23 protein-coding genes are annotated in these 24,844 nt (G+C 37.3%); 8 read left to right on the top strand and 15 right to left on the bottom strand.

The genetic code is table 11. The features are described 5' to 3' along the window. Positions 1–17: 17 nt before the first annotated feature. The 4 genes from CKJ95_RS17690 to CKJ95_RS17675 all read right to left on the bottom strand — a co-directional run bounded on the left by CKJ95_RS17690 (position 18) and on the right by CKJ95_RS17675 (position 3,724). Entirely contained in the window at positions 18–1,100 is a 1,083-nt protein-coding gene (locus tag CKJ95_RS17690; protein WP_099354759.1) for a hypothetical protein, read from the bottom strand. A gap of 19 nt (positions 1,101–1,119) precedes the next feature. Next, on the bottom strand, positions 1,120–1,992 hold the full coding sequence (locus CKJ95_RS17685; protein ID WP_099354758.1) for a DUF1932 domain-containing protein: 873 nt from the start codon (positions 1,990–1,992) through the stop codon (positions 1,120–1,122). Positions 1,993–2,011: 19 nt separating this feature from the next. After that, on the bottom strand, positions 2,012–2,671 hold the full coding sequence (locus CKJ95_RS17680) for an RraA family protein (protein WP_257215845.1): 660 nt from the start codon (positions 2,669–2,671) through the stop codon (positions 2,012–2,014). Positions 2,672–2,851: 180 nt separating this feature from the next. Continuing rightward, positions 2,852–3,724 carry a MurR/RpiR family transcriptional regulator gene (locus CKJ95_RS17675; RefSeq protein ID WP_257215844.1) on the bottom strand — a complete coding sequence of 291 codons (873 nt, stop codon included), beginning with the start codon at positions 3,722–3,724 and terminating at the stop codon, positions 2,852–2,854. A 481-nt stretch (positions 3,725–4,205) separates the two neighbouring features. Between CKJ95_RS17675 and CKJ95_RS17670 the strand changes: the two genes are divergently transcribed. Beyond that, a complete protein-coding gene (locus tag CKJ95_RS17670; protein WP_306475370.1) occupies positions 4,206–5,093 on the top strand; it encodes a M15 family metallopeptidase in 888 nt (295 codons plus the stop codon). 228 nt (positions 5,094–5,321) lie between these two features. Here the strand turns inward: CKJ95_RS17670 and CKJ95_RS17665 are convergent, their stop codons facing one another. The 4 genes from CKJ95_RS17665 to CKJ95_RS17650 all read right to left on the bottom strand — a co-directional run bounded on the left by CKJ95_RS17665 (position 5,322) and on the right by CKJ95_RS17650 (position 9,611). After that, positions 5,322–6,602, bottom strand: a complete 1,281-nt coding sequence (locus CKJ95_RS17665) for a TRAP transporter large permease (RefSeq protein WP_099354757.1) — start codon at positions 6,600–6,602, stop codon at positions 5,322–5,324. 2 nt (positions 6,603–6,604) lie between these two features. After that, positions 6,605–7,171 (bottom strand): TRAP transporter small permease, encoded by a 567-nt coding sequence (locus CKJ95_RS17660; protein ID WP_099354756.1) that lies wholly within the window; start codon positions 7,169–7,171, stop codon positions 6,605–6,607. Between the two features lie 70 nt (positions 7,172–7,241). Beyond that, positions 7,242–8,270: a TRAP transporter substrate-binding protein gene (locus tag CKJ95_RS17655; RefSeq protein WP_099354755.1), complete on the bottom strand. Its 1,029-nt coding sequence runs from the start codon at positions 8,268–8,270 to the stop codon at positions 7,242–7,244. A gap of 297 nt (positions 8,271–8,567) precedes the next feature. Next, the gene (locus CKJ95_RS17650) at positions 8,568–9,611 is read right to left on the bottom strand and encodes a LacI family DNA-binding transcriptional regulator (protein ID WP_099354754.1); all 1,044 of its coding nucleotides are present in this window, start codon (positions 9,609–9,611) and stop codon (positions 8,568–8,570) included. 378 nt (positions 9,612–9,989) lie between these two features. Between CKJ95_RS17650 and CKJ95_RS17645 the strand changes: the two genes are divergently transcribed. Both CKJ95_RS17645 and CKJ95_RS17640 read left to right on the top strand, forming a co-directional pair. Beyond that, positions 9,990–10,919: an ABC transporter ATP-binding protein gene (locus tag CKJ95_RS17645; RefSeq protein WP_099354753.1), complete on the top strand. Its 930-nt coding sequence runs from the start codon at positions 9,990–9,992 to the stop codon at positions 10,917–10,919. A gap of 1 nt (position 10,920) precedes the next feature. Next, the gene (locus tag CKJ95_RS17640) at positions 10,921–12,042 is read left to right on the top strand and encodes an ABC transporter permease (protein ID WP_257215843.1); all 1,122 of its coding nucleotides are present in this window, start codon (positions 10,921–10,923) and stop codon (positions 12,040–12,042) included. A 132-nt stretch (positions 12,043–12,174) separates the two neighbouring features. Here CKJ95_RS17640 and CKJ95_RS17635 read toward each other — a convergent pair whose 3' ends face one another. The 4 genes from CKJ95_RS17635 to CKJ95_RS23535 form a co-directional block, all read right to left on the bottom strand. After that, positions 12,175–13,362, bottom strand: coding sequence for a M14 family zinc carboxypeptidase (locus CKJ95_RS17635; protein ID WP_257215842.1), 1,188 nt, complete (start codon positions 13,360–13,362; stop codon positions 12,175–12,177). Between the two features lie 286 nt (positions 13,363–13,648). Further along, on the bottom strand, positions 13,649–14,200 hold the full coding sequence (locus CKJ95_RS17630) for a transposase (RefSeq protein ID WP_099354752.1): 552 nt from the start codon (positions 14,198–14,200) through the stop codon (positions 13,649–13,651). Positions 14,201–14,231: 31 nt separating this feature from the next. Next, entirely contained in the window at positions 14,232–14,456 is a 225-nt protein-coding gene (locus CKJ95_RS17625) for a hypothetical protein (RefSeq protein ID WP_099354751.1), read from the bottom strand. 117 nt (positions 14,457–14,573) lie between these two features. Next, positions 14,574–14,720: a hypothetical protein gene (locus tag CKJ95_RS23535; protein WP_099354750.1), complete on the bottom strand. Its 147-nt coding sequence runs from the start codon at positions 14,718–14,720 to the stop codon at positions 14,574–14,576. A 317-nt stretch (positions 14,721–15,037) separates the two neighbouring features. Between CKJ95_RS23535 and CKJ95_RS17615 the strand changes: the two genes are divergently transcribed. The 3 genes from CKJ95_RS17615 to CKJ95_RS17605 all read left to right on the top strand — a co-directional run bounded on the left by CKJ95_RS17615 (position 15,038) and on the right by CKJ95_RS17605 (position 16,992). After that, entirely contained in the window at positions 15,038–15,595 is a 558-nt protein-coding gene (locus tag CKJ95_RS17615) for a methyltransferase family protein (RefSeq protein WP_099354749.1), read from the top strand. Between the two features lie 15 nt (positions 15,596–15,610). After that, complete coding sequence (locus CKJ95_RS17610) at positions 15,611–16,207, top strand: hypothetical protein (RefSeq protein WP_099354748.1); 597 nt, start codon at positions 15,611–15,613, stop codon at positions 16,205–16,207. A gap of 344 nt (positions 16,208–16,551) precedes the next feature. Further along, on the top strand, positions 16,552–16,992 hold the full coding sequence (locus CKJ95_RS17605; RefSeq protein ID WP_099354747.1) for a CoxG family protein: 441 nt from the start codon (positions 16,552–16,554) through the stop codon (positions 16,990–16,992). A gap of 47 nt (positions 16,993–17,039) precedes the next feature. Here CKJ95_RS17605 and CKJ95_RS17600 read toward each other — a convergent pair whose 3' ends face one another. Further along, positions 17,040–18,059, bottom strand: a complete 1,020-nt coding sequence (locus CKJ95_RS17600) for an acyltransferase family protein (RefSeq protein ID WP_099354746.1) — start codon at positions 18,057–18,059, stop codon at positions 17,040–17,042. Between the two features lie 473 nt (positions 18,060–18,532). Between CKJ95_RS17600 and CKJ95_RS17595 the strand changes: the two genes are divergently transcribed. Next, the gene (locus tag CKJ95_RS17595; protein ID WP_099354745.1) at positions 18,533–20,245 is read left to right on the top strand and encodes a triple tyrosine motif-containing protein; all 1,713 of its coding nucleotides are present in this window, start codon (positions 18,533–18,535) and stop codon (positions 20,243–20,245) included. A 378-nt stretch (positions 20,246–20,623) separates the two neighbouring features. On the opposite strand, the gene CKJ95_RS17590 is transcribed toward CKJ95_RS17595, so the two are convergent. Both CKJ95_RS17590 and CKJ95_RS17585 read right to left on the bottom strand, forming a co-directional pair. Next, positions 20,624–21,622 carry a formamidase gene (locus CKJ95_RS17590; protein WP_099354744.1) on the bottom strand — a complete coding sequence of 333 codons (999 nt, stop codon included), beginning with the start codon at positions 21,620–21,622 and terminating at the stop codon, positions 20,624–20,626. A gap of 518 nt (positions 21,623–22,140) precedes the next feature. Next, positions 22,141–22,977, bottom strand: a complete 837-nt coding sequence (locus CKJ95_RS17585; protein ID WP_099354743.1) for a nuclease-related domain-containing protein — start codon at positions 22,975–22,977, stop codon at positions 22,141–22,143. Positions 22,978–23,299: 322 nt separating this feature from the next. Between CKJ95_RS17585 and CKJ95_RS17580 the strand changes: the two genes are divergently transcribed. Then, complete coding sequence (locus tag CKJ95_RS17580; protein ID WP_099354742.1) at positions 23,300–24,616, top strand: HRDC domain-containing protein; 1,317 nt, start codon at positions 23,300–23,302, stop codon at positions 24,614–24,616. Positions 24,617–24,844 lie beyond the last annotated feature (228 nt).

Here is a 24,844-nt window from a genome sequence, read left to right as displayed (position 1 = left end):
CCAATATAAAAGTATTTTTAAACTAAACTCTCACTTAAAAAAATAGACTTCCCTCGATTAATATAATAAGTTGGCTTGTAAAGTACATTGCCGTTTATGGTTTCTCCTATAGAATCTGCATACTTTATCGGAGCAAGATTTGGTTCTAATACAACAAGGTTTTCATTTGGGTTTATTGAGAGCCCCAACAATTCTAATGGTTTATCAAGAGCTGAGGTTATGACCTCCTCTTTTGTAAAACCAGCAGCTAAAAATCTAGATAGGACATAGCTCAAATCATTAACCGGATCCTTTTTCCATGTCTTCCTTACAAGGTCCGTGCTAATTGTGTGTGGCCTAATTCCCTCTGCTACAGCCTTCTTAAATATACTCCACGAAAAATGCTTACTCCCTTGTGCAACATCCAATATCAAACCTGATTCTATCGAATCTTTTAAAGCGTTCGAAACATTTCCAGAATTATCTAATATATTTCCTCTGTTACCGTGATATGGATGAGTCAACACATCCCCTGGTCGTAGGTTTTCTACAACTTCATCAATCGATAAATTGGAATCAGTAATATGTACCATGACCTTTAAATTACTTTTATCTGCAGCCTCACGTGCTAGTTTTAGTAAACCCCGGTCATTTGCCTCATCCTTTTGACCAAGACGGACTTTATAACCAAGAAGTCTACCATTTGATATAGCGGCTGTTTCTAATAATCTTTCTAACGATATATTTTCAGGTTTAGTCGGATTAGGATTAGGATATATAGTTAATCCCTCTGGTAGAACAGACAACCATGATCGAACTTGCAATAAACTATTTTGCCATAATCTATCAGCCTGTTCCCACCCGTCATAGCCGAATGTCCCAGCATCTCCACACGCAGCTATTCCTGAAGAGAGATATTCCGTATCTGTAACTCCAACGGCAGAGGCTCCCGGCGCCCAAAGATGACAATGGAAGTCAATTAAAGCAGGTACGAGCAATGCTTCTTCAGAAAGGAAAACTTCTTGTTCACTTTCATTTTCGATTTGTATTTCCAATACTTTATTTGGAGAAAAACTAGATTGTTCCCAAACTAATCCCCCATAAAATCGTAACGTTCCCATTTTTCAACCTCCAACGAGTTTATAAATACAGTTTTAAAACGTCCTTCCAATTAGAAGGTTTTTCGCCATTTAACTTTTCTTTTAAGTTTAGGTTCGCAAAATACTTTAGTTTTTCTCTTGCAGAACTTGTCATTTTAGAATCCAAATCCACTTCAGTAAGCATTTCTACCGATCCATCTAACTCGACTGCCCTTCTTGCTGCATGAATAGCATTTCCAGTAACAAGTCGATTCATGGTTTCTTCAAAATTAAAAGCGTCCATCGTTTTTGAAACGGATTTTAGTACGATATCGTCAACCTTATATGTATAAGCGGCTTCAAGTAACTCAATATAAAGTGCTGAAACACCTTTCATAAAAATACTTCGTATTAACTTCACTGCAGATGCCATGCCAGGTTCAATACCGATATTCTCTAATACCATACCGTATTTTTCCATCTTTTCCGTAAAAAGATAAGCACCTGAACCACTTAAAACAATCGGTACTTTATGTTTGTAGACAGGTAAAGACCCTAGCATCGCAACATCAACAAATAAACTACCCACTGAAGTAATATGTTTACTAATTTCCGTCTTCGTTTTAGGTGTGGATGCAGATACGTCTACATATAAAGTATTTGGTTTTAAACTATTCTTAACAGTTTCAGCTACTTCTAAAGCATTATTGGCAGGAACAGCTACAAATACAATTTCAGATCGATTTAACACTTCTTTTACATCTGGAACTAATTCAATGCCGATTTCTTCTGCTTTCCCTTTTATTTTCATTCCCCAAACTTCATGGTTCATCATGACATCATAAGCTGCAATTTCATTTATCCCTTCGGATAGGAATCCCCTTGCTAGTTCTGATGCAGCTTCCCCAAAGCCTATAAATCCAACCGAAACCATGTAAACACCTCAATATTCTTTATCTATTTTTCAAAAAGCTAGGTTTAATTCTTTCAATCGTTTCATCATCTATATTTCTACCAGAATAGCTAACTAATAGTTCTAAACGATTTTTCTCATCGTTAGCCTTCTTTTCCGCTAATTCAATAATTTCGAGGACTTTTTCTTTTGCTACAACCATTACTCCATCTTCATCACCAATAATTAAATCTCCTGAATTTACTTCTACCCCACCACAATTGATTGGAGTATTTAAACTTCCAGGTCCATTTTTAAAAGGTCCATTAGGAATGAATCCTTTTGCAAAAATAGGTAAATGAGTATTCTCCAAATGACTTCGGTCTCGTACTAGACCGTCAATTATTATTCCTTCCACCCCTACTAACTCAGCAGCACTGGCCATTAGTTCTCCAAGATAAGCATTTTGCTTGTGATCTTTACCATCTGCAACGATCACATAACCTGGTCTACTCAAATAAATTGCTTCATGTAGATATAAATTATCTCCAGGCTCTAAGTCCACGGTTACCGCAACACCAACCACTTGTTTGCCCTTTGTAACTGGTTTAATGTTGGAATCCATAGCCCCTGTACGTCCCATAACATCTGATAAAAGTGATGAGCTTAATTGTTTAGCTCGTTCAATTATTTGTTGATCATATAAATCTGGTAAACTCAATTTATTTCACCCCTTTTAGAAGTGTAGTAAATAATACCATTAAATATAAATATGGATTATTTTTTACTACAATTAAAGATTATCACCTTTCATTAACCGTGTAAACACTTACATTTAAATTATTCTAAAAATTGAGTGATTAATTGAAGATAGACCCAGTTATCCTTCTGAGGCTACATCTTACTTTTCATGATGGTAGTTCATACTGAGCAATATAGAATTTACTTTGTCTAACCTTTCCTTTGTACTTTTTGGGTATTTAATCGCAATCGCGCTAATAATGTAATCAACTAAAATCATTGCTGAAATCGGAGAATTATGAAACGCAATGCTTTCTGAACTTGTTGGTACAACTAAGTCCGCATATTTAACGATTGGAGATGAGTAACTATCTGTTATTGATACAATTTTGCAATTATTCTCCTTCGCGACTCGTGCATAATCTACCACTCTATTTGCATATCTTGGATAACTTACAGCAATTAATAGATCCTCTGAAGTTAAGTTAACCGATTTATCTACCCAATCACTAACATCCGCTATAATTAACTCACAATTACCAATAAGTCTATTGATACCTTGTGTTAAGTACTGCGCTACAGGCAATCCACTACGAACGCTTGTACAATATATTCTCTTAGACTGCATAATCAGTTCAATAAATTCATTCAGCGCGTCTTCAGAAACGCTACCTAAAGTATTTTTGATATTTTGAATTTGAGTTTCGGCAAACCTCTCCCATAGTTCACTATTATTTATTTTCTGTATGTTTATTTCTAATCTTGTCTGTGGGGCTGATTGGTTTCTTAATAACACCTGTAGGTTTTTTTGAAATTCGCTATACCCACTGTATCCTAAATTAAATGACATACGCATAACAGTTGTTGTACTGGTCCCAACTAATTGTGCTAATTGATCTAAGGTTAAAAATGCCACTTCGGTCTGATTATTAATAATATAATCAGCAACTTTCCTCTGCGATTTTGGTAAATCAGCTACCTTTTCTTTCAAAACTGTTATTGGGTTCAAATCCATTCCATTTGCTCCTTTCATCTTGGAAAACTCCTACTATATCATATAAATTCTTAATAAATATACGTTTACTATAAGTTTGTAGCTACTTTCTCAATTTTATTGATGCAGTAGCATTAAAAGTCAGAACTATTCTTAGAATAGTATAAAAAAATACTCTCATGGTATTCGACAATTTCCTGCAAATCTCCTTCTTGTTTCTTTCGGGTGCATCTATCATGTGGGTGTCATAGTGAACAAACACAACCAATTACACTTCGCACACTCTTAGTAAATCAGACCATCATATTACCTTACACATCTTCGACAAATTCCGGGCCGTCACTGTGACCACGTTTGAGCTTGAGAATAAATATTAAATAAGCTTGAAAACCATAGTAACGAATATAATATTAAAGTAAGATAATTGTACAATTGATAAGGAGGCGTCTGCCCAACAAGTCTTCGACAAACTTCGAGGAATTTCGGGGCGTCACTGTGACGATTCTAGGAGGCGAAAAAATTGCAACGAACAAAAAAGTGGATACTGCCAGTGGTCTTGATTACGATCATTTCTGCTGCTTTTATAATTTCGATTCCATTCCTTCAACAAAATAAAGGAACACAGTCTGAATCAATAATCGTTTCTAATATGATTAAGAGAGAGCCTCCAGTAAAGAAAATCAGAACTATTGATATAAACGAGAATCAGATATTTCAAGGAGACTTACTATTAGCCAACAATACATACCCGATTAAACAAACCAGTATAAAGGAAGATATTGTATCATTATCTGCAATAGCGGAACTGGGAAAACAATTCGGGACACGTATAGATTCTATTTCTATATCAAAAGAGGCAGGACTACAATTCTCAAAGATGATGGTGGCTGCAAAAAAGGATGGGCTACTTCACTTTTCGGTGAATAGTGGGTTTCGTGACTTTGAAGAACAAGCAAAACTCTATAAAGAGATGGGATCTAGTTACGCCTTGCCACCTGGGTATAGTGAACATAATCTCGGATTATCACTTGATGTTGGTTCGACCCTGATGAAAATCGAAAGTGCCCCTGAAGGAAAATGGATGGCAGAAAACGCCTGGGAATACGGGTTTATCCTCCGGTACCCAAAGGACAAAACAGATATTACCGGAATTGAATATGAGCCTTGGCACTTCCGCTACGTAGGCTTGCCCCATAGTGCGCTTATGAAGGAAAAGAACTTCGTTTTGGAGGAATACATAGATTATCTGAAAAAGGAAAAGAGCGTGAAAATAACGGTTGACGAAATAGACTATTTCATCTCCTACCATCCTGTTTCAGAAACACTCGAAATAGTCGAACCCATTTTTTCTCAATATGAGATTTCTGGGAATAACGTAGATGGGGTCATTGTGACGAGGTATCAGTAGTCATTCAAAAGGCTCTCGGCCGATCAAAAAAATAGAGATGCCTGTAAAATTACGGGCATCTCAGAAAATCAATAACTATCACTTTACCAATGTAAAACTATATCTTGGCAATTTTCTGGCCTCAAGCTAGAAAGTGGGACAAGGGACCTGTCCCTGTGACCCACAGCTGGAGGAAAATCACCCGGCCCTTCGACAAAATTCGAGGCGTCACTGTGACCCTTTAATCAATCATTTTAGCCAATTCGGTATTGTCATAGAAATTTCTGGAATGAAGGTAACTAGTAATAGAACGATAACCATAACCACAACCCATGGGCCTATCGCTCTAGCTAACAAATCAAATTTAATTCGGCTGACTTGACTTGCCATAAATAAATTAGCTCCTAGAGGAGGAGTGATAAATCCTATGGCTAAATTAAGTATCATGATTAATCCAAAATGAATTGGATCAACACCCAATTCTATTACAACCGGTAAAAGGACTGGAACAAGTATAATAATTGCAGCGTTCGTTTCCATAAACGTCCCTACTACTAAAAGTAAAAGATTAATTAGCAATAAAACTAGGATTACGTTTGAAGTTATGCTAAGTATGAAGTTTGCAATAGTTGTTGGAACCTGCGTAATTGTTAAGATATGACCAAATCCCGTTGAAACACCGATAATAATTAATACCCCAGCAGAAAGCAGGCACGCATTATAGCCTATAAAGGGTAGTTCAGAAATTTTAACTTCCTTATAAACAAAAACACTTATAATAATTCCATACACACATCCTACTGCTGCAGCTTCAGTAGGAGTAAATACTCCTCCATATATTCCACCAAGAATAATAACAGGCAGCAATAAAGCAGGTATTGCATTAAAAAATAGAAGTAAAAATGACTTAAATGAATATTCCTTTCTCTCACCTGTATATTTGTGTTTTCGAGCATAATAGATAGTGTAGATGGATAAGGCAATTCCAACTAATATTCCTGGTCCTATCCCTGCACTAAACATGCCAGTAACGGAGACACCAGCTGCTACAGCATAGATAATCATCGTAATACTAGGTGGTATCAATGTACCTACTGTTCCAGCTGTCGCAACAAGTGCTCCTGCAAAAGGTTTATTATAATTTTTAGCCACCATTGCCGGGATCATAATAGTACCAATAGCAGCCACTGTGGCAGAACCCGTTCCAGAAATTGCTGCAAAGAATAAGGAGGTGACAATTGCAACAACACCCAAACCACCGGTAAAACGATCAAAAAACACACTTACTAAATCAAGAAGGCGTTTAGAAATTCCACCTCTTGCCATGATGTCTCCTGCGAATGCAAAAAGAGGAACTGCCATTAACGGGAAAGAGTTTAGTCCCTGAATTGTAGTTTGTGTAAAGGATTCTAAGCTTATTGGATTTAGAACTAAAATCGTGATAACTGAAGCTAACCCCAATGAAATGGCAATTGGTACAGAGATAATTAACAGAAGGATAAATGAACCGAATAACAGTAAGGTTGTCAACGTTACTCCTCCTTTTCTTTATTCTTTGGAAGAAGGAATAGCTTATCTGCTCCTGTGTAAAAGGACCCTTCATTTTCAAATACTTCAATAGAATCTGAAAACTTTTTAATCTTCCAAATTAGTCGCTGAACTAAACGAATTGTCATGAGCAAAAAGCCAATTACCCCTGCACCATATACCACATTCATCGAAATATTAATCGTTACAGCTTGGTCACCATATTCAAAAATGGATTGACAAATCTGAATTGCTGACAAAAGTAAGATAATAGAAAATGCAAGAAACAACAGATCAACAATGATCATCATGACTTTTTTTAACTTAGGTGACAAAATATCGAGGAAAAATGAAATCTTTATATGGCTACTGTTCCGGGTTGCGTATGAAAAACAAAAATACATTAACCAAATAAAGATAAATCTTGAAGCTTCCTCTGACCAAGCAAATCCAGAATCAAACCCAAACCTTAAAATCACCTGCATTGTAATCAAAACCACAACACTATAAAATAACAAAACTATTATTAATGGCTCAAAATTTCTATCCAACCAAGGTAGAATGTTTCTCATTTATCATTCTCCTTTCTTTTAAGAAAATCTAATGACAAACTCGTATTTATGAGTTTGTCATCGATTATAACTATCTTTCCTTGTCTACTTCAGCCTTAACTAAATCGTATAATTCTTGACCGGTTTGTTTAATGATGTCATCTTTAATTGCGTTATTCATAGATTCACCCATTTTATGTCTTTCCTCCAATGGCAAATCATTTACCTTTACACCTTCCTCGGGTAACTTCTCTAGAGTTTCTTCTTCAAGTTGGGCCATCAGTTCTCTTTCTAACGTTATAGCGTTTTTGATTTCCTCTTGAATGATTTCTTTATTTTCACCAGACAAGCCGTCCATGAATTTACTATTTGTATACCATAGATAGTTTGTGTACACATGTTTTGTTAATGTCCAATACTCCTGAGCTTCGTAGAATTTTTCGTCATAAAAACTAGTTGTAGCACTTTCTTGGCCATCAATTAAATTCTGTTGAAGTGAAGTAAATAATTCTCCCCAAGCTAAGTTTGTCAAAGACACCCCCAACGATTCCCATGCTTTTATTTGCAATGGATTATAACCTCTTATTTTTAATCCATTGAAATCCTCAATCGTTTCAAGTGGCTTTTTATCATTAGAAAAGTTTCTAAAACCAATTTCCATATAACCAAGACCTGTTAATCCATTTGAATTTAATGCATCTAAAGTTTCCTGACCAGCCTTTCCATCTAATACTCTGTGGGCATGTGCTGCGTCATCAAATAAATAAAAGCTTTCCCACACTGCAAGTTCAGGAAATGTTTTTGTAAAGTGTGTTGAAGCTCCTAAACCCATTTCTACATCTCCACGGCGAACCTGCTCCATTATTTCAGAAGCATCACCAAGTTGACCAGCTGGGAACAGTTGAACATCTATCTTATTTTCAGACCTTTGTTCTACCGTTTTCTCAAACTCTTCTAAAGCTGTATGCGATGGGTGATTTGTACTGCTATCATGCCCAATCCTAATCACAACTTTGTCTCCACCTTTGCCATTCGCTTCGTTTGCACCCCCACTGCATCCTGCTAGAAAAAATACAATCAAAATACCAATCGATACAAAAAAGCTACTTTTCTTTTTCATTCCGCACCTCCGAAATTTTTAGTTTAAAGTTGGTAATTGTAACTTAATAGGCAATCAAATAATCTCTTAATTGAGTAGTATAAACCTTGGCTTGAAGTCCATCCTGTGAATCATTAACTTCCTCATATCTTGGTTCAATTCAGTCGGTAAAGTATAAATAATTCCCCTCCTGACACTTTGAATGCGCATTCAAAATATGGTACAACTTAACTTCCATCTACGCCAAGTGCATAACCAGGTACCATGTCTGATGCGCTTGAAGTATGAAAAACGTATGCTGCCCCATAAAGATTTAAACTAATCTCCCCTTTTAATTAAGCGAAATTTATTAAAGCCAGTTGATTTGCGGAGTACTAATTTTGGGGAAAGTATGACACTAACTGAATCCTTTTTGTCATCCTTATCTTCAATAAGTGATATTAATTTCTTCAAAGCAAGTGGTGCCATTTTTTCTTTCTGTTGTGATATGGTGCTTAATCCAATGAAAGGATTACTAGCAATATTAATATCATCAAAACCTATAATTGAAATATCATACGGAATATGTAAACCACTCCGTGCTGCTGCGTCCATAATTGCGAGTGCAATATAATCAGTTGAAGCAAAAAAGGCAGTTGGTGGATTTTCATTCCTTATTAAGCCGATTGAAAAGTCAAAGACCTTTTCATACGAAATAACCCCTTGATAAACAATGTTATGATCAAACGCTATTTTATTTTCCTCGAGCGCCTCTTTATAGCCTTTTAGTCGATCATTAAATGTAGAGTAGATAACTGGTCCAGAGATATAAGCAATCCTTTCATGCTTCAAATCGATCAGGTGATTTACAGCAATCTTCGCACCAGCTCGATTATCGACTTCAATATTTTGGATACTCCCATTACCTTCTATTTTCCTATTGTATAAAATAATAGGCAGTCCCTCTGCAGAGTATTCTCCAATTTTTTTATTGTCTTTTCGGATACAAGCAACAATAATGCCGTCGACTCTCTTTCTAATCAAGCTAGAAATGGCTCTTTCAAAACTATCTTCGTCAGTTTCTGCGTCTATAATAATAACCTCATAGTCTTTTTTTTGAGCCTCCCTTAAGATAATGTGTGCAGTTTCTGCATAAAAGGGATTTGAAAGATCTTCTACAATTAGCCCTATGGTGTTAGTCTTTTTATTTGCCAAACTTCTTGCAATTTCATCTGGAGAAAATCCTAGTTCACTTATTGCAGCGTGTACCCTTTCTTTAGTCTCCTTTTTAACGTATGGATAATTATTTAAAACTCTCGATACCGTTGACTGAGATACCTTTGCTAGATTAGCAACATCATAGGCGCTTACTCTCTGTTTCATTTTTCAATGTCCTTCCTCCTTTTGAATCCGCATTCAAAATTTATTTCAACTATTTTGTAGAACTTTAAACTTTCATGAATTGTCTTTTTGAATCCGCATTCAAAAAGTAATTTATCATACTATTCCTAAAATTACAACACATAAAATTTATATTTTTATTGTATTAACATTTTCTTAACAGAGAACCTTAGAGTTCAAATGTTACATGCCCCTGAAGAGGTATCTCGCCTTTCGACAAACTTCGAGGAGTTTCGGGGCGTCACTGTGACCAAAATACGAATGTTTCCTTTGCTCACATCATAGGAATAAACGTGGTACTACTTTTGGTGTAGGGCATTTGCGAAAAATGTACGGTTTAAAGGGAAAGGTGATGTGAGTATGAATGTGTTAGAGGTTCGGAATTTGAAGAAATCCTTTGGTTCCATTCAGGCCGTTAAAGATATTAGTTTTTCTGTAAAAGAAGGAGAGATTTTTACCATCATCGGACCAAATGGGGCAGGAAAAACAACAACACTCGAAATGATAGAAGGCTTGGTTACGCCGGATCAGGGAGAAATACAGTTTGGAGAATTGAACTGGAATAAGCATGCACTTACGATTAAAAGAAAAATAGGTGTACAGCCTCAATCGAGTGCCATGTTTGATTTATTGACACCTGAGGAAAATTTGAATCTATTTGCTACCTTTTATAGGAAGGCGCGGTCCACTGAGGAAATTCTCAAATTGGTTAATCTTACTGAGCACCGTAAGAACCAGGTTAAGAAACTATCTGGCGGTCAGCGGCAACGACTTGCCATTGGGCTAGCGATGATTAGTGATCCTGATATCGTGTTTCTGGATGAGCCGACAACTGGCCTTGATCCTCAGGCACGACGAAATGTGTGGGACATTATTCTTGAGCTTAAGAAATTAGGAAAAACAACTATTCTTACCACTCATTATATGGAAGAAGCTGAAAAACTAAGTGACAGGGTGTGTATCGTTGACCAGGGGTTGGTCGTTACTTTGGATTCCCCTTCCGGTTTAATCGAAAAATTAACGAATGAAAGAGAGGTTCGACTATCTTTCCTTGATGGAGAGATAGCCGCCCAGGATGCGGAGCTTTTTGCAAACGCTCTTGATTCTGTAACACGAACAGAACGTGAGGGCACTACACTTAATCTATGGACAGTTAAACCCGAGGATTCACTGTTTGACCTCTTTAAATTTACAAAAGAAAAGGAATATCAAGTCGAACAAGTTTCCATTCACGAAATGAGTCTTGAAGATGTCTTTATCGCCTATACCGGTAAGGAGTGGAGGGATTAGGATGAATAATCTCAAGCAATTTAAGCAAATGTTCCTTGCCCAGCTAAAATTAACCTTCCGTGAAAAACAAGCTTGGTTTTGGGGGATTTTCTTCCCGGTTATTTTAATGGTTATCTTTATGACGATTTTTAGCGGTGGTTCAAGTGATGATTTCAACACGAAGGTTGTGATTGTGAATGAATCTCCACATGAAACATCTACGATGATGGCGAAACAACTACAACAAGTTCCGATTATCGAAGAAAGCGGAGATGGTTCTGTTAGTGAAGATAAAGCAAAAGATTTAGTAAAAGCAAAGGAAGTAGATGCTGCCATCATTTTGCCGGAATCGGCACAGGCCACATCGATAAAACTGATTGTTAACAAAGAGAATGAACAAAGTGTATCAACGCAAGTCGTTTCGGGGATTCTGGATAATTTTATTCAGCAGGCAAACCTACAAGCTGTTGGTGCTACCCCAACTTTTAAGCAACAATTCGAGACGGTTTCCTCTGGCGATCCGGAATTAGATTATACGGATTTTCTCTTAACTGGAATGATTGCTTTATCAATTGCCCAGGGTGGCTTATTTGGAATGGTTGACTTAGTGGATATGCGCAGAAAAGGATTAATAAAAAGGTTGCGGATGACCCCGGCAAAAATGGGTATCTTTGGCCTTAGTGATATGATCATGCGCCTGTTATTTAGCATCATCCAAATCACTCTGTTATCCATAATTGGGGTATTCCTATTTGGGGCTAATCTGTTTATTAACTTCCCTAGTTTACTGTTAGTCTTCTTAATGGGTGCTCTTGCCTTTAATGCAATTGGCTATTTTATTTCTTCTTTTAGCAATACAAATGAGGCCTATATGGGAGTAGCAAACATCGTCAGCTTTCTCATGATGTTTGTAAGTGGCATTTTCTTTCCAATTGAAACAATGCCCGAATGGCTGCAGCCTATATCAAACATTCTCCCGCTCACCTATTTTGCAGATGGCCTAAGAGACAGTATGGTCTATAATACTCCTATTCTTTCATCCCCTCTCTGGCTTGGTTTTGGGAACATGCTCCTTTGGGGTGGGGTCGCCTTTATCTTGGGTTCCTTGTTATATAAAAGACAATCAATTGTATCAACTAGGTAAAATGATAAAAAAGGAGGGCAGGTACCTACCCTCCTTGATGTTCTATGACTTGGAAGTGGGACAAGGGACTTGCCCCTGTGTCACAAGTTCATGGCCCTTCGACAATATTCGGGGCGTCACTGTGACATCCGACTACTGTCTCCCCTCAGTCAACGGAATAGATTCGTATTCTTCAGGATCAATATCGTACACAGTCCCATCGGCTACACCATTGATAATACCGTATAGACCTCTTTCAACCGCCTTTACTAATTCACCCTTTTTCTTTTGGCCCATGCTGTGTGTTTGGCCTCTTACTTCAAACAACACGGAGCCACTGCCATTTAGCGCAAATGTTCCTAACGCTGTTCCTGGTAAGTCAAGGCCTTGTGGATATAGGGTGATGTTTGAGTTCCCTTTTTCTTGTAGTGCATCAAACACCGCAACGTTCAGCTGGCGCGCAAAGTCATAGTCATATGTATCCGCATATTCCGCATATTTTTGCCCTTCAGGTGTTGATGGATGTGGAACGAATTGGCCGCTGATTGAGAATGTTACGAGATCATCTGTGCCATCCACCTCATAGTATGGTGCTTGATGGTGCAAGTCTACAAATACATCCACCTTGCCAAACTCAGCTTGAAGGTCCTTATATACGTCACGAACGACCTGGGATTCAGGTGTAATGAACCATCCTGGTTGAGATGAATTCCCTGGGAAGTCCTCAGGCTGCGGGACATAATCAAGGTTTGGATTAAAGTCCCGGTTTACATCAAAACCTGGCTGTGATGCATAATCAAATGTGCGATTCTGATATGTATAGTAGTTCCATGTTGGTTCTACGCCTGCTAATTGTGGGAAGTCCTCTACTACCTCTGCCCAAGTTAGATCATTTCCACGTCGATTTAACTCAGACGAGTCTGGGTTCATTTTCGGTAACGCTACAAACGTAACCTCCTCACGAATCTTTTGTGCTTCAGGAGAATTTGAACCTAAGAATTTTAAAATGTTTAGTAGTGCCTCCGTTCCAGTCGGTTCATTTCCGTGAATTTCACTTTCCATTAATATGACCTTATCTCCGTGGCCAACAGTTGCCTTGTAGATTTCTCTACCACGGTTTGAGTAACCCGCTACCTCAACTTGAACCTTTCCTTGGCTGCTCTTTGCAATTTGCTGGAGTTTTTTCCCTAGTTGCTCATGATTCGTGAACCCCTCTACTGATAATACCTGTTGCTCTGGTGTCCCAGGTGATGTTTCCGGTTGTTGTGCAAACACTGGTGTAACCAAACTTGCCGATAACGCAATAACCCCTAACGTCGAAATAACCTTTTTCTTCTTCACTACCACCACTCCACTCTCTACTATTTTATCTATGAATACAACTAGATTGTATGAGTTTAGTAGATTTGGATTTGTCTTTTTTCACTGTCGAAAACGCACTAGTTTTGGCTATTTCTATCAAATTCCTTCGAAAACCGAAGTTTCTATTAAAAATGAATAGTAGGTCCTATCTACTAAAAATGAGGAAATACCTAGTTTTTTGGGTTGATTGTAACTTTTGGAGTATGGGGTTTATGATTTTCGTTGTGATCTAAACCTTCGACAAACTTCGAGGAATTTCGGGGCGTCACTGTGACTGTTCAACCTCACCACAATACCTTCTACGTTTCTCCAACGACGTCCCCTCGTAGTAATCTAGCAGACAATTGACATTCAAAAACGCCGGAGTAACTATATTCTCATTCTTATAACACCTATAACTGCTCCATGGGTAATTTACCGGAAGTGTCACCATTTTGGCCTCAATAGGGTTTAGATGAATGTAGTGGCTGACCTTTAACATGCTTTCTCTGGTGTTAATCGCTTTATCGAAAAAACGCTTCTCATACACATGTCCCGTCAGCTGATACTTTGTATTATGGTAATTGGCATAGCGCTTATTCATAAGCCCCATAATCTTAGAAATAGGAGTTTCAAAGGATCGTAACTGTAGGTGGTAATGGTTGTTCATTAGGCAATAAGAGGCCATTTCAAAAGGGTATTTTTCGTAGATTTGTTGGATGATATGAAGAAATGCTTGAAAATCACTAGCATTTCGAAACAAAGGATCACGTCGATTTCCCCTGCTAACAATATGATAAAACTGTCCTGGTACAAAAATTCGTTTCTTATATGGCAATACGCATCCCTCTCAAACACTTGTAATATATTTAGTTCCCGTCTTGGATTCCAAAGTCTGTTGCTCCAGAATGAATATAAGAATAAGAATGAGTGAAGAAAATAAAGAAGAAAACATCGAAGATAGTAAAAGAATTCTGAGCGTAGATAATATGAAGGACTTCCCCATACATAATTTCACTATTCTCCAAAATAGCACAAAATCCTGCAAAAATATCAAAAATACTTATAATGAAAACCCACCATTCATTGACCACACAGTCCTCCCTTTATTTCAAGGTTTATTTCAGGTATACTAAGAATATAATAAAAAGAGAAGTGCGCTAACACTTCTCTTTTGCAACCTCTACCGTCAGGGTGGTGGTTGTCAAAACCTATTTTGTTTTTCGAGAACCACCCTGCTTACTACGGCGAGGGGTGGTTTTCTTGTTCTCTAGTATGTTTTTCTTAAAGAAGAAAGCGCTGACTTCACGCACAATCCCCTTCAGAACTTCTCGTAGAAATTCAAGAAATGTTTCCATGATTATCACCTCCTTTCCGATCCACAAAAGATCAAGAAAGAAGATCAACAACCAACCACCCTCACAATATTCAGTTGCATTTCTAGTTTATCATATCCTACTATTCTTACTTGCTTCAGTTTTCGACAAAACTCGGGGCGTCACTGTGACCACTTGGGCTGGGACACGGGACCTGTCCCTTCGCACCCATGCGATGCAAGAGTTTTCTATATCCTACTATAAATTTTGGATTCATTTAAATTTGGAATTAAATGTATTCATTTTTGGTAATATCATGGTAAAATAGTCCTTATCATTTATTGAGGAGGATAGTTCTTTTGATTCATTTCATACCATTGATCATTTCACTTTTAATATGGGCATTAGGCGAATTGTATGTTTATGTAAAGCTAACGAATAAAGACGGACAAATACAAGATAAAGGTTCCTCTAGAGCATTAGAACTTGGCACCATCATTATGCTTAGCCTATCAATCTATTTTTACTTTTGGGAGATCGGTAATCTTAATTCCATGTTTTTAGAGTATTTAGGTATTGCTGTTACCCTTTTAGGTGTTTCTTTTAGACAATACTCTATATATGTTTTAGGAAAATTTTTTAGTGGATACATAAGAGTGACAACAGAGCACACGTTAATACAAAATGGACCTTATAAATATTTTAGGCATCCAAGTTATTTTGGTTCAACCATTAGTTATCTTGGAATAGGTTTAACTACTTCAAATATTTTCAGTATTATCGTATTACCTCTGGGTATCTCAATATTATATTTTTATAGAGTCAAGGTTGAGGAAGAACTGATGTTAAATACATTTGGGGATCAATATCTTACATATAAAAGTAAAACATGGGGATTTCTCCCCTTCATTAAATAAATCCGGGGGTAATGAATGTTACAAATCGTAAATTCGGAAGAACTTCAAGACGCTTTTGATAAGATTTGGATGAAAGTTTATTCCGAAAAAAACTATGATCTAGAACCCTATCAAGGGAAAGACGTTTATCGTTTTTTAGTACAACACAAACAAAATAACTCTTATGTTGGAACTATTGAAATCATTTTAAACTACTGTAAGAATGGGAACTCTTACGAACAACTCTTCCCTTTTTCAAAGTTAGATGAAGTATCAGAACACATAAATAAAGTGATTATTATTCAAAAGATCTCAATTAAATCGGAATTACAAAGGGAAGGTTATCTGGAATTTCTATTGTACACTTTGTATATTCTGACTAAACAATACAACTTAAAATATGGTATTGCTTTTATTGAGCCGAAACTTTACCTGGCGTTAAAAATGATATACTCCATTTCTGTTAAAAAGGTGGGTAATAAATTTCTTTATAAAGGCGACGTTGTTATCCCAGTCGTTATTGATCTACATAATACCCTAAACCGTGAAAACGAAATAACTTGGTTAAAAAACACCAAAAATATTATAGAAAGTAACTTCAAACCTGATCAAATTACACACTTTGTAGATTAAAACACAGATGAAATTGTTAACTAGCTTGAAATGACTCAACTTGTGCTTTGACACAGGCAACGCCATGTCCCTACGACAAATTTATATACGTCACTATGACCTAAAATGTGTGAAGAATGACGTCGAAGACGGCGAGTTTTCATTAAAATGTGAATCACTGCACAATACACGAATTAGGGCGAGGGCATTTCCTTATATCTACATCTTCGGGGGGACAATATAAATATTTTGACTGGGACGCGGGACCTGTCCCTCTGTCCCATATTAGTTTACTTGTTTTATGTGATAATATTTTGGTAGAAATCTAAATTTACATATCATACGTAGCGAAAGTAGGAAGCATAATGGCGACAGGAACTCATACAGTAGTTATTCCAGTAGATGTACAAGCAGTTTGGGATTATGTCAGTGATCTTGAAAAATGGGCAACAACAGTACCAGCCTATAAAGAACATGAAATCATAAATGACAAGCAATCGATTTGGACATTTGAAGGAAGTGTGAAAGGTATTAAAAAATCGATAAAAGCACAGGTAGATATAACCGAGTGGAAAGAACCTTCAAATATCAAGTTTGAACTAAAAGGGTTATCAGATAACTTTACAGGAAGCGGTCACTTTACTGCAGAAGAAGGTAATGGGAAAACAACTATGACATGTACCGTGGAAGTCCATGCAGGCGGATTATCAGGTGCGGTGTTAACACCGATTATCAAATGGGCTGTTCCAAAAGTAGCCACTCGTTTAACAGAATCTATTGCACGTAAAATTCCAGTATTCTCATAGTTTTCGAAGGTTGAAAGTTGGGACGAGGGACCTGTCCCTCTGTCCCACTATGATACATCCGCTGTTTTTCTGTTCATATAACGTTGAAGCAGATGAGTCTTTAATTCGATGATTGGTTGTGCGAGTGTAATGATTGGTTTTGAAGCTAAAATCAAGGTTACAATCACAGCCAGGACGAATAACACAAAGTAGTTTCCGGACTCCTCTACGAAGTCATTAAGCGGTGAAAATTTGAACAATTGCACAATAGATCCATGTAATAGGTAGACATAAAGTGTTCTCGCCCCTAGATGGGTTATGAACATCTTCCTTCTCGGAACGATAGCCATGAAACTGAACGTAGCAAGAGCCATCAGTCCGTACATCGATAGACGGATAAACCACGCTTGCCCCAATTCAACACCCATGTTTTCATAAGAGGATGACGCAAGCAACCACCCTTTCGCCTCCTGCGGGAAAAAGGCAAAATAACTGACAAACATCCCCACAAATATTATTCCCGCTGCAATCCGTATGTCAGGTCGCAAGAATTTGGAAAAGTGTTCTTTTCTCAACAGGTACCCTCCAAGGAATACTGGGAAAAATACAAAAGTCCTCGATAGACTGAAATAGGTCCCGATATCTTGGATATAACCTGCATAAACACCAATTGTCATCGCTACAATTATCATGATCGCTGGGTGCTTCAGCTTAATGAATAGAAGAAGCAGGATATTCCAGAGCACCATACTCAATAAGAACCAAAGCGTCCAATATGGTTGGAAAAGAGTAAACGTTTCCGTTCCATTCCAAATTCTAAGAATGACAAAATTAATAAGCTGGAAAGTAAAATAAGGAATCAATAGTCTCTTAAAAACCTTGATTAAATACCCCTTCTTCATAATACCCTTTGAGAAAAATCCGCCTATAAGAATAAACGCAGGCATATGGAAGGTGTAGATAAAGTTGTAAACTGTATATAAAGCTTCATTTTCCTCTTTATGTGGACTTATAAAGTGTCCAAACACCACAAGAAAAATGAGTATGAATTTAGCATTGTCAAAATAGGATTCACGTTCTTTACTCATGATACGGGCCTCCTAGTTGCAAAATGTTTCTCTAAAACACATACATAACAAGTATGCTGATAAACTATCTTACACCTTAAAAGGCATATCGAATCAGTTGTCATCGAAATTATAAGGATATGTTAGATGCTTTTGAAGAACCGTAAATCCGTTGTAATAGATGAAAAAACATTGTAAATAAAAAAGAAGATGAACACTACATATCGTAGAGATTCATCTTCTTTTCCGTTTGAGTTGGCGGTTTTCGCCAGCCCTTCAACCTGTTCATTTCCGTGTGTATCATCTTAACCTTCGTAAATCCATATACCCTTGATATTACTCAATGCGTACCAACCTTCGACAATATTCGGGGCGTCACTGTGACAGTGTATGTGTCGACAAAATCCGGGGCGTCACTGTGACCATACGCCCATACGCCCTAAGTATTATATATATCCCCCATTCTGCATATGGTGTAGTAAGGGGGTGAACGAATGAAGAGATTTACAGGGGGATTACTGCTATTTATTTGTTTTTTTATCGGGGCTTCTGTCACAGAAGCAGATTCCAACCAGTTAATTATCATTAATAAACAGACAAACCAGCTTGCGTTTTTTGAGAATGGACAGCTGGTGAGGACGTTTAAGGTAGCTACGGGCAAATACGATCGCCAAACACCCGTGGGTACATTTCCTATCGTGAATAAAATAAAGAATCGTCCCTATTATACAGATAATATCCCTGGGGGCGATCCACGGAATCCATTAGGTGATCGTTGGCTTGGCCTTTCTGCAAGAGGAACCTATGGAACCACTTATGCCATTCACGGAAACAATAATCCAGCTTCAATCGGCACATATGCAAGCAAGGGCTGTGTGCGCATGTATGATGACGAGGTGCGTTGGTTATTTGATCGAGTCAACCTATATACAAATGTCATTATCACAAACTCGTCGAGCTCCTTTGAAGCGATTGCTGCCTCAAATGGCTATAGCGCATATAGTAAACTTGAGGCCGTTAAGGTAAGCCACTCAAGTCCGCAACCTGAGGACACTGCCATAACAGTTACTGCAACCACATCCTACAACCTCCCGACCTCCTACCAGTTTGAAGTATTTGATGGAGAAAAGTGGTCCAAATTACAGGATTTCTCTCAATCTAACAAACTAGTTTGGACACCGAAAACAGCTGGCACCTACAATATCCGAGTCCGAGTAAGAAGTAATCACTCAGATAAACCCTTTGATGATGAAAAAGTCATTCCTTATACGGTTATCAAACCCGCAAAGTTACAATCGGTGAGTGCTGAAAAAGAAAGCCCGCAACCTGTACAGACTAGTATTACATTCAAAACGAAAACGAACCATCCAAATGATAATCTCGTAAAATTTTTAATTCAAACAGGAGATAAATGGGAAACTATTCAGGACTATTCAGAAGCAACTGAACTTTCCTGGAAGCCTACTAAGCCAGGCACCTACAATATTAAAATTCAAACAAAGCATAAACTCTCGAACAATGAATTTGACGATGAATCATTGATCAACTATGTGATCTTTCAACCAGCATCTATAGCTTCCATTTCAAATGATAAAGAAGAGCCTCAGCCCATTTATACAGCAATAACAATCAATGCCGCAACCAACGATGACTCTTCTAATCTATTTAAGTTCACCGTCTACGATGGTGAACGCTGGAGCACACTCCAAGATTTCTCAAGTACAAAGACTGCTGTTTGGAAGCCTAACAAATCAGGAATTTATACAATAAAAGTACAGGCAAAACACCAACTTTCTAAGGAAGACACTGATTCAGAAAAGGAACTAACCTTCATCGTATTTAAACCCGCTACGATTCAAAACATAAAGACCAATGGAAGTAGCCTACTCCCTATGAAAAATAAAGTTGAAATTACAGCGTTAGCACAAAACCAAGAAGATCTCGAATATCGGTTCTTCATATTCAAAGGAACACACTTAATTGAAAGTAACAGCTACTCAAACGTGAACAATGTAACCTGGAACCCTACGGAACCTGGTTCATACAAAATTAAAGTACAAATAAAACACAGGTTATCAAGCAACCAATTCGATGACGCACACGAAATCCCATACATCGTATTCCGGTCAATACCACTTGATGCTGTTCTACCATCATCAGTGAGAATCAAAAAAACGGGTACAATCATGATAAAGAAAATACTATAGGACCAAAATGTCAGCAAAAAAAGTGGGTCATGGGACCTATCCCTCCGACCCTCTACTGTTAAAATAAAAATTGTCCGAGAAGGGTATATAGAACCCACCACTCCACCACTATACAAAAATACTAAATTCACATCATAACAGCCTCACTCACAAACCCCTCCCCTAAACAAAAACAATTCAAACAAACGTTTTATTGAAATCGCCAAATTCAAAAAAGCCCGATTAGTACAGATTTCTACTAATCGGGTTTTTTTATTGTATTATAGCATGTCGCTTTATCCTTATACTTTGGAACGAGGAACACTGTGCCTCGTTCCCTCTTAATCTTTCGACAAACTTCGGGGCGTCACTGTGACCAGATGTTCCCCAAACCACTTCCTACCTAGACCCCTTATACCCCCTCGTCGGCTCCGCAAACCCAAACGAAGTTCCATCCTTATGCACAACCTCGTCCTCCCAAGGTAATCGGTATTCGCCATTGACCATATCATGCATGTAGGTATAAGGGCAGTCATTGGCGCCACCCTTTACAGCTACATATCCACGATGGCCAAATTGGTACATATTATTCTCTACTCCCCATAGACGTCGTGCTTCACGCACGAGTTGTGGACGTACTTCACCCGTAATAATCTCATCAGGTCTTCCTCCTCCAGTAACGAGTGGGACTCCATCAAAGTTCACGATCATTCCTTCACCCATGGAGTCGAACGTACCATCGCTGCCACACATACAAACAGAGGCTGTATAAATTAAGTTGCAAAAGGCATTTGCTTGATTTGTGATCTGCCAAGAGTGACGAATTGGGGCTGTATATCCGGCCGTACGTATCAGAATGTCGGCACCTTTATATGCAACTTCACGAGCCATCTCCGGGAACATCCCATCATGGCAAATAATTAAGCCTAACTTACTGCCATTAGGGCCATCGCATACCGGAATGCCATTGTCTCCCGGCTCCCATGGTTCTACTGGGACCCAAGGATGAAGCTTTCGATAGTTCAGCTTAATTTCACCTGTATCATCAATAATAAGCCCTGTATTATACGGATTCCCTTCAGGGTTATACTCCATGATTGAAAAACATCCCCAAATCTTATTGTCTCTGCAGGCCTTTTGGAATGCCTTGACTTCAGGGCCATCAATCGAACACATGATTTCAGGATTCATATCCATCGATAGACCATGCAGGCAATATTCAGGAAAAACGACTAGATCCATGGTCGCCATGTTCCTACGTGCCTTTGCAACCAAATCGCATACCCTTTGCGTTTGTTTTGCCAAATCTTCCTTGGTTACTACATTCGGTAGTTGTAATTGTACCAATCCTAGTACGACTCCATCAGGTGATTTATTTAGTCCACCTAATCCACTCATCGATCATTCTCCTCTCGTTGCTAAGGTTTATAAAAATCACAAGAAAAGTACCGCTTTATCCAAAGTAGTTCTTCTTGTAACTTTCTATCTTTGCAAAGCTTGTCCCTATCCTACACCTCGTCCATCTCTTACTTTGATGTTAAATGTCAATTCACCCTAGCACCTTTACGGTGATAATTACTAGTATTTTACTAGAGTGATAGAGGGGACTAGCATTACTACATCTTATTCAACATTTACCTAATAATTCCTCTAAGTATTACTAGGGAAATGGGAAATTATACAAGCGCTAAAATAAATTAGTGTAGCTGCCAACCTAATCTAAAAAAAGCCCACAAGCGATGCAAAAAGAAAAACTATTCATTCTCCAACTCTAGTAATTAGTACTTAACACGTTAAAACCTTATCTTAGCTGGGAATCTGGCTCGCTATTCCTTTACGGTCTAACACTTCGACACACTTCGGGGCGTCACTGTGACCTAGATACTTTTGTAATTTTTCTTTCCATTCATTCGGACTTACATAGTTTCAAATTGATCATAAAAAGTTGCAGAGTACTTTTGATCACTTTCTGAAAGGAACTTAGCTATTTTTTCCTTTGTATCTACCGTAATCTTAACCTCTTTCTCTTGTGCTACATATTCAATAAAATCTTTAACACGAAATATCGGGCACCTTTTATCTTGTCTTCCTTTCCACTCTCCGTAAGGATTTGTCAAAATTACAACTGGCTTAACCTCAACTGAATATCCATGGCTCTCGATAAGTTTCTTCAGGTGATTGGCGTGATATATAGACTGATGTTGAGGATTTTTAACAACAGTTTTTTTACGCACTTCTCCTCTACTAGAAGTAGGGTACCACAACCATCCATCTTTATGAGGATAGAATTTTCCGGTTATGTCTTTGGTTTCAATGCAATAAATCTTATCTAGACCAATTAATACATGGTCAATTTGTGTTCCATTACGGCCATTTGGGATTACAAGGTCATTCAATAATAAAAAGTTATCTGGTAGTAGTGTTTCAATGGTATCAGATACTTTATTTTCTCCAGCCTCACCTAACTGAAGTTTTATCTTTTCGTTAACCCTTTCTAACTGTCGTCTTTGTTCTTTACATAATTTTCGCAGGGCATATTCACGCCCAATAAACCATCCACCTACAAATCCTAAAGGGAAAATAAAAAATAGAAATGCTCCCAACAGGGTCATCCATATTAGCGATTGCTTCATAATCTCTTTTTTATTTTCTTGCTTTATCTTCTCAATCTCTTTTTGTAGTTTATGTTTAACCACTAATGCATCTTCTCTTTTCTTTTGTACTACAGTTTGTCTTTTTACAACTACAGCCATATTTACTCCCTTATCTCACATTTTTTTATGAATAAAACCATATAAAATAACTACGACATGTAGGTATAAATACCTTTAAATTTTTACATTTTTCAACAAACCTTCACATCCCAATAATAAATAACCTACCAAGTAGCCATATGGTCACTCCATACGTTAACTTGATAGGTTATCAGATTACCTCTATTTGCTCTTCCAATGTATCAAAACGGCACATGGAACGCACACTATTTACTATTTTTTGCTATAATTAGACTATTACTTACAAAAAGTTACATATGTATTTTCGTAGAATATAAATACTCGAAAGTGGGGTAAAAAAATGTCTTTCCTAAAAAGTGTTTTCAATGCCTTAATAGATAAAAGGGAAATAAAAGAACCAGAAATTTATAAAGAATTTAATGAAAAGTCCCCTATAATAACAAATCTAACTAAGTTGGCAGAAAGTAAAGAATCAAACATCGATATGAAAAAGGTAGAAAGACATTTAAAATTATTTTCCAAAGGTCAAACAGGAGAAAAAAACGTACTATTTGAACTTCAAAATTCAATGCTGCCCTTGGTCGTTCTACATGATGTCTATCTTGAGTATGAGGATTATCACGCTCAATTAGATTTTGTAATTATTACTCATAAGTTCATTATGGTTCTAGAAGTTAAAAAGCTGTTTGGTAATATACATATTACTGATAAAGGTGAATTCCAACGATTGATTACTAAAAATAATAGAATTGTGAACAAAGAGGGCATGTATAGCCCAATAAACCAAGTAGAAAGACATGTAGCAATTCTTGAAAAACTCCTTAAGGATAAAGGAGTAATCGAAAGTTGCCCAGTCAAATATGCTGTTACTTTTGCAAACCCTAAAACCATTTTAGACATTTCTAAAAAGGCACCAGCGAGCATACAATCTAGTGTCATTCGACATGATCAGATTAAGACATTCATAAAAAGTGAATTAGAGAAAAAGCCACCTGTATTAATGAGTGATCAGAAACTCTACGAAATTGCTGATACCGTCCTAAAATTTAGTAAAAAAAAAGCATTTAACATTGAGGACTACAAGTTAGACCCGCAACAAACATCACTGAAGAATTCAATAACCAAAAATACTACTACTTCGAGTATAAGTAGTCATATTGATAGTGATTTAAAGACATCACTATCAGATTTTCGTTTAAGACGTTCAAAAGAACTCAATGTTAAACCTTACTATATCTTTACTAATAAAATATTAGATAGTCTTCTAAATAAAAAGCCTCTCACAATAGACCAACTTTTAGAGATTGAAGGTATTGGTCATAAAAAAGCAGATGAATTTGGGGAGGAAATATTATCTATTATAAAAGGAAACTATGCCGAGGATTCCCAAGTCAAAAAGCCATTAACTAAAATAAACACAAAAATTCAGTCAGAAGATAGAAGCAGAGAAGAACTAAAATCAGCTTTAACTGCATTTAGAACAAAACGTTCAAAAGAGCTAAGCGTTAAGCCATATTACATTTTTACAAATAATACCTTAGAATCTATTCTTGATAAGAGACCCGGCACTATTAATGAACTTTTAGAAATAGAAGGTATTGGACCAAAAAAGGCTGAAGAGTTTGGTCAAGAAATTTTAAGCATTTTAAAAATTTAAAAGAGTAGTATTGAAAATTTAATAGTATTTTAAAACTAAAAGCCCACCAAGTAGCAAAAACAATACGCTACTCAGTGGGTTATTTTATTTTTTTTATTTACTTCTTCTTTTTACGAGGCTTGCCATTCTTGCTCACATAATTGCCGTATGACTTTTGCAGCCTCTACGCTTTTAAAGGGAGACGGTGGAACCGCCCCCTACAAATTGCTGGGACAAGGGACCTGTCCC

Origin of the sequence: Fredinandcohnia onubensis (assembly GCF_002734285.1) — a bacterium.
Taxonomy (GTDB): Bacteria; Bacillota; Bacilli; order Bacillales; family Bacillaceae_L; genus Ferdinandcohnia; species Ferdinandcohnia onubensis_A.
Note: the sequence above shows the minus strand (reverse complement) of the source record. Positions and strands in the feature narration are given on the sequence as shown.

Bases quoted from the DNA above. Each gene is read 5' to 3' on its own strand.
- CKJ95_RS17690 (WP_099354759.1), bottom strand. From the start codon at position 1,100: ATGGGAACGTTACGATTTTATGGGGGATTAGTTTGGGAACAATCTAGT.
- CKJ95_RS17685 (WP_099354758.1), bottom strand. From the start codon at position 1,992: ATGGTTTCGGTTGGATTTATAGGCTTTGGGGAAGCTGCATCAGAACTA.
- CKJ95_RS17675 (WP_257215844.1), bottom strand. From the start codon at position 3,724: ATGAAAGGAGCAAATGGAATGGATTTGAACCCAATAACAGTTTTGAAA.
- CKJ95_RS17660 (WP_099354756.1), bottom strand. From the start codon at position 7,171: ATGAGAAACATTCTACCTTGGTTGGATAGAAATTTTGAGCCATTAATA.
- CKJ95_RS17655 (WP_099354755.1), bottom strand. From the start codon at position 8,270: ATGAAAAAGAAAAGTAGCTTTTTTGTATCGATTGGTATTTTGATTGTA.
- CKJ95_RS17650 (WP_099354754.1), bottom strand. From the start codon at position 9,611: ATGAAACAGAGAGTAAGCGCCTATGATGTTGCTAATCTAGCAAAGGTA.
- CKJ95_RS17645 (WP_099354753.1), top strand. From the start codon at position 9,990: ATGAATGTGTTAGAGGTTCGGAATTTGAAGAAATCCTTTGGTTCCATT.
- CKJ95_RS17640 (WP_257215843.1), top strand. From the start codon at position 10,921: ATGAATAATCTCAAGCAATTTAAGCAAATGTTCCTTGCCCAGCTAAAA.
- CKJ95_RS23535 (WP_099354750.1), bottom strand. From the start codon at position 14,720: ATGGAAACATTTCTTGAATTTCTACGAGAAGTTCTGAAGGGGATTGTG.
- CKJ95_RS17610 (WP_099354748.1), top strand. From the start codon at position 15,611: ATGTTACAAATCGTAAATTCGGAAGAACTTCAAGACGCTTTTGATAAG.
- CKJ95_RS17605 (WP_099354747.1), top strand. From the start codon at position 16,552: ATGGCGACAGGAACTCATACAGTAGTTATTCCAGTAGATGTACAAGCA.
- CKJ95_RS17600 (WP_099354746.1), bottom strand. From the start codon at position 18,059: ATGAGTAAAGAACGTGAATCCTATTTTGACAATGCTAAATTCATACTC.
- CKJ95_RS17595 (WP_099354745.1), top strand. From the start codon at position 18,533: ATGAAGAGATTTACAGGGGGATTACTGCTATTTATTTGTTTTTTTATC.
- CKJ95_RS17590 (WP_099354744.1), bottom strand. From the start codon at position 21,622: ATGAGTGGATTAGGTGGACTAAATAAATCACCTGATGGAGTCGTACTA.
- CKJ95_RS17585 (WP_099354743.1), bottom strand. From the start codon at position 22,977: ATGGCTGTAGTTGTAAAAAGACAAACTGTAGTACAAAAGAAAAGAGAA.
- CKJ95_RS17580 (WP_099354742.1), top strand. From the start codon at position 23,300: ATGTCTTTCCTAAAAAGTGTTTTCAATGCCTTAATAGATAAAAGGGAA.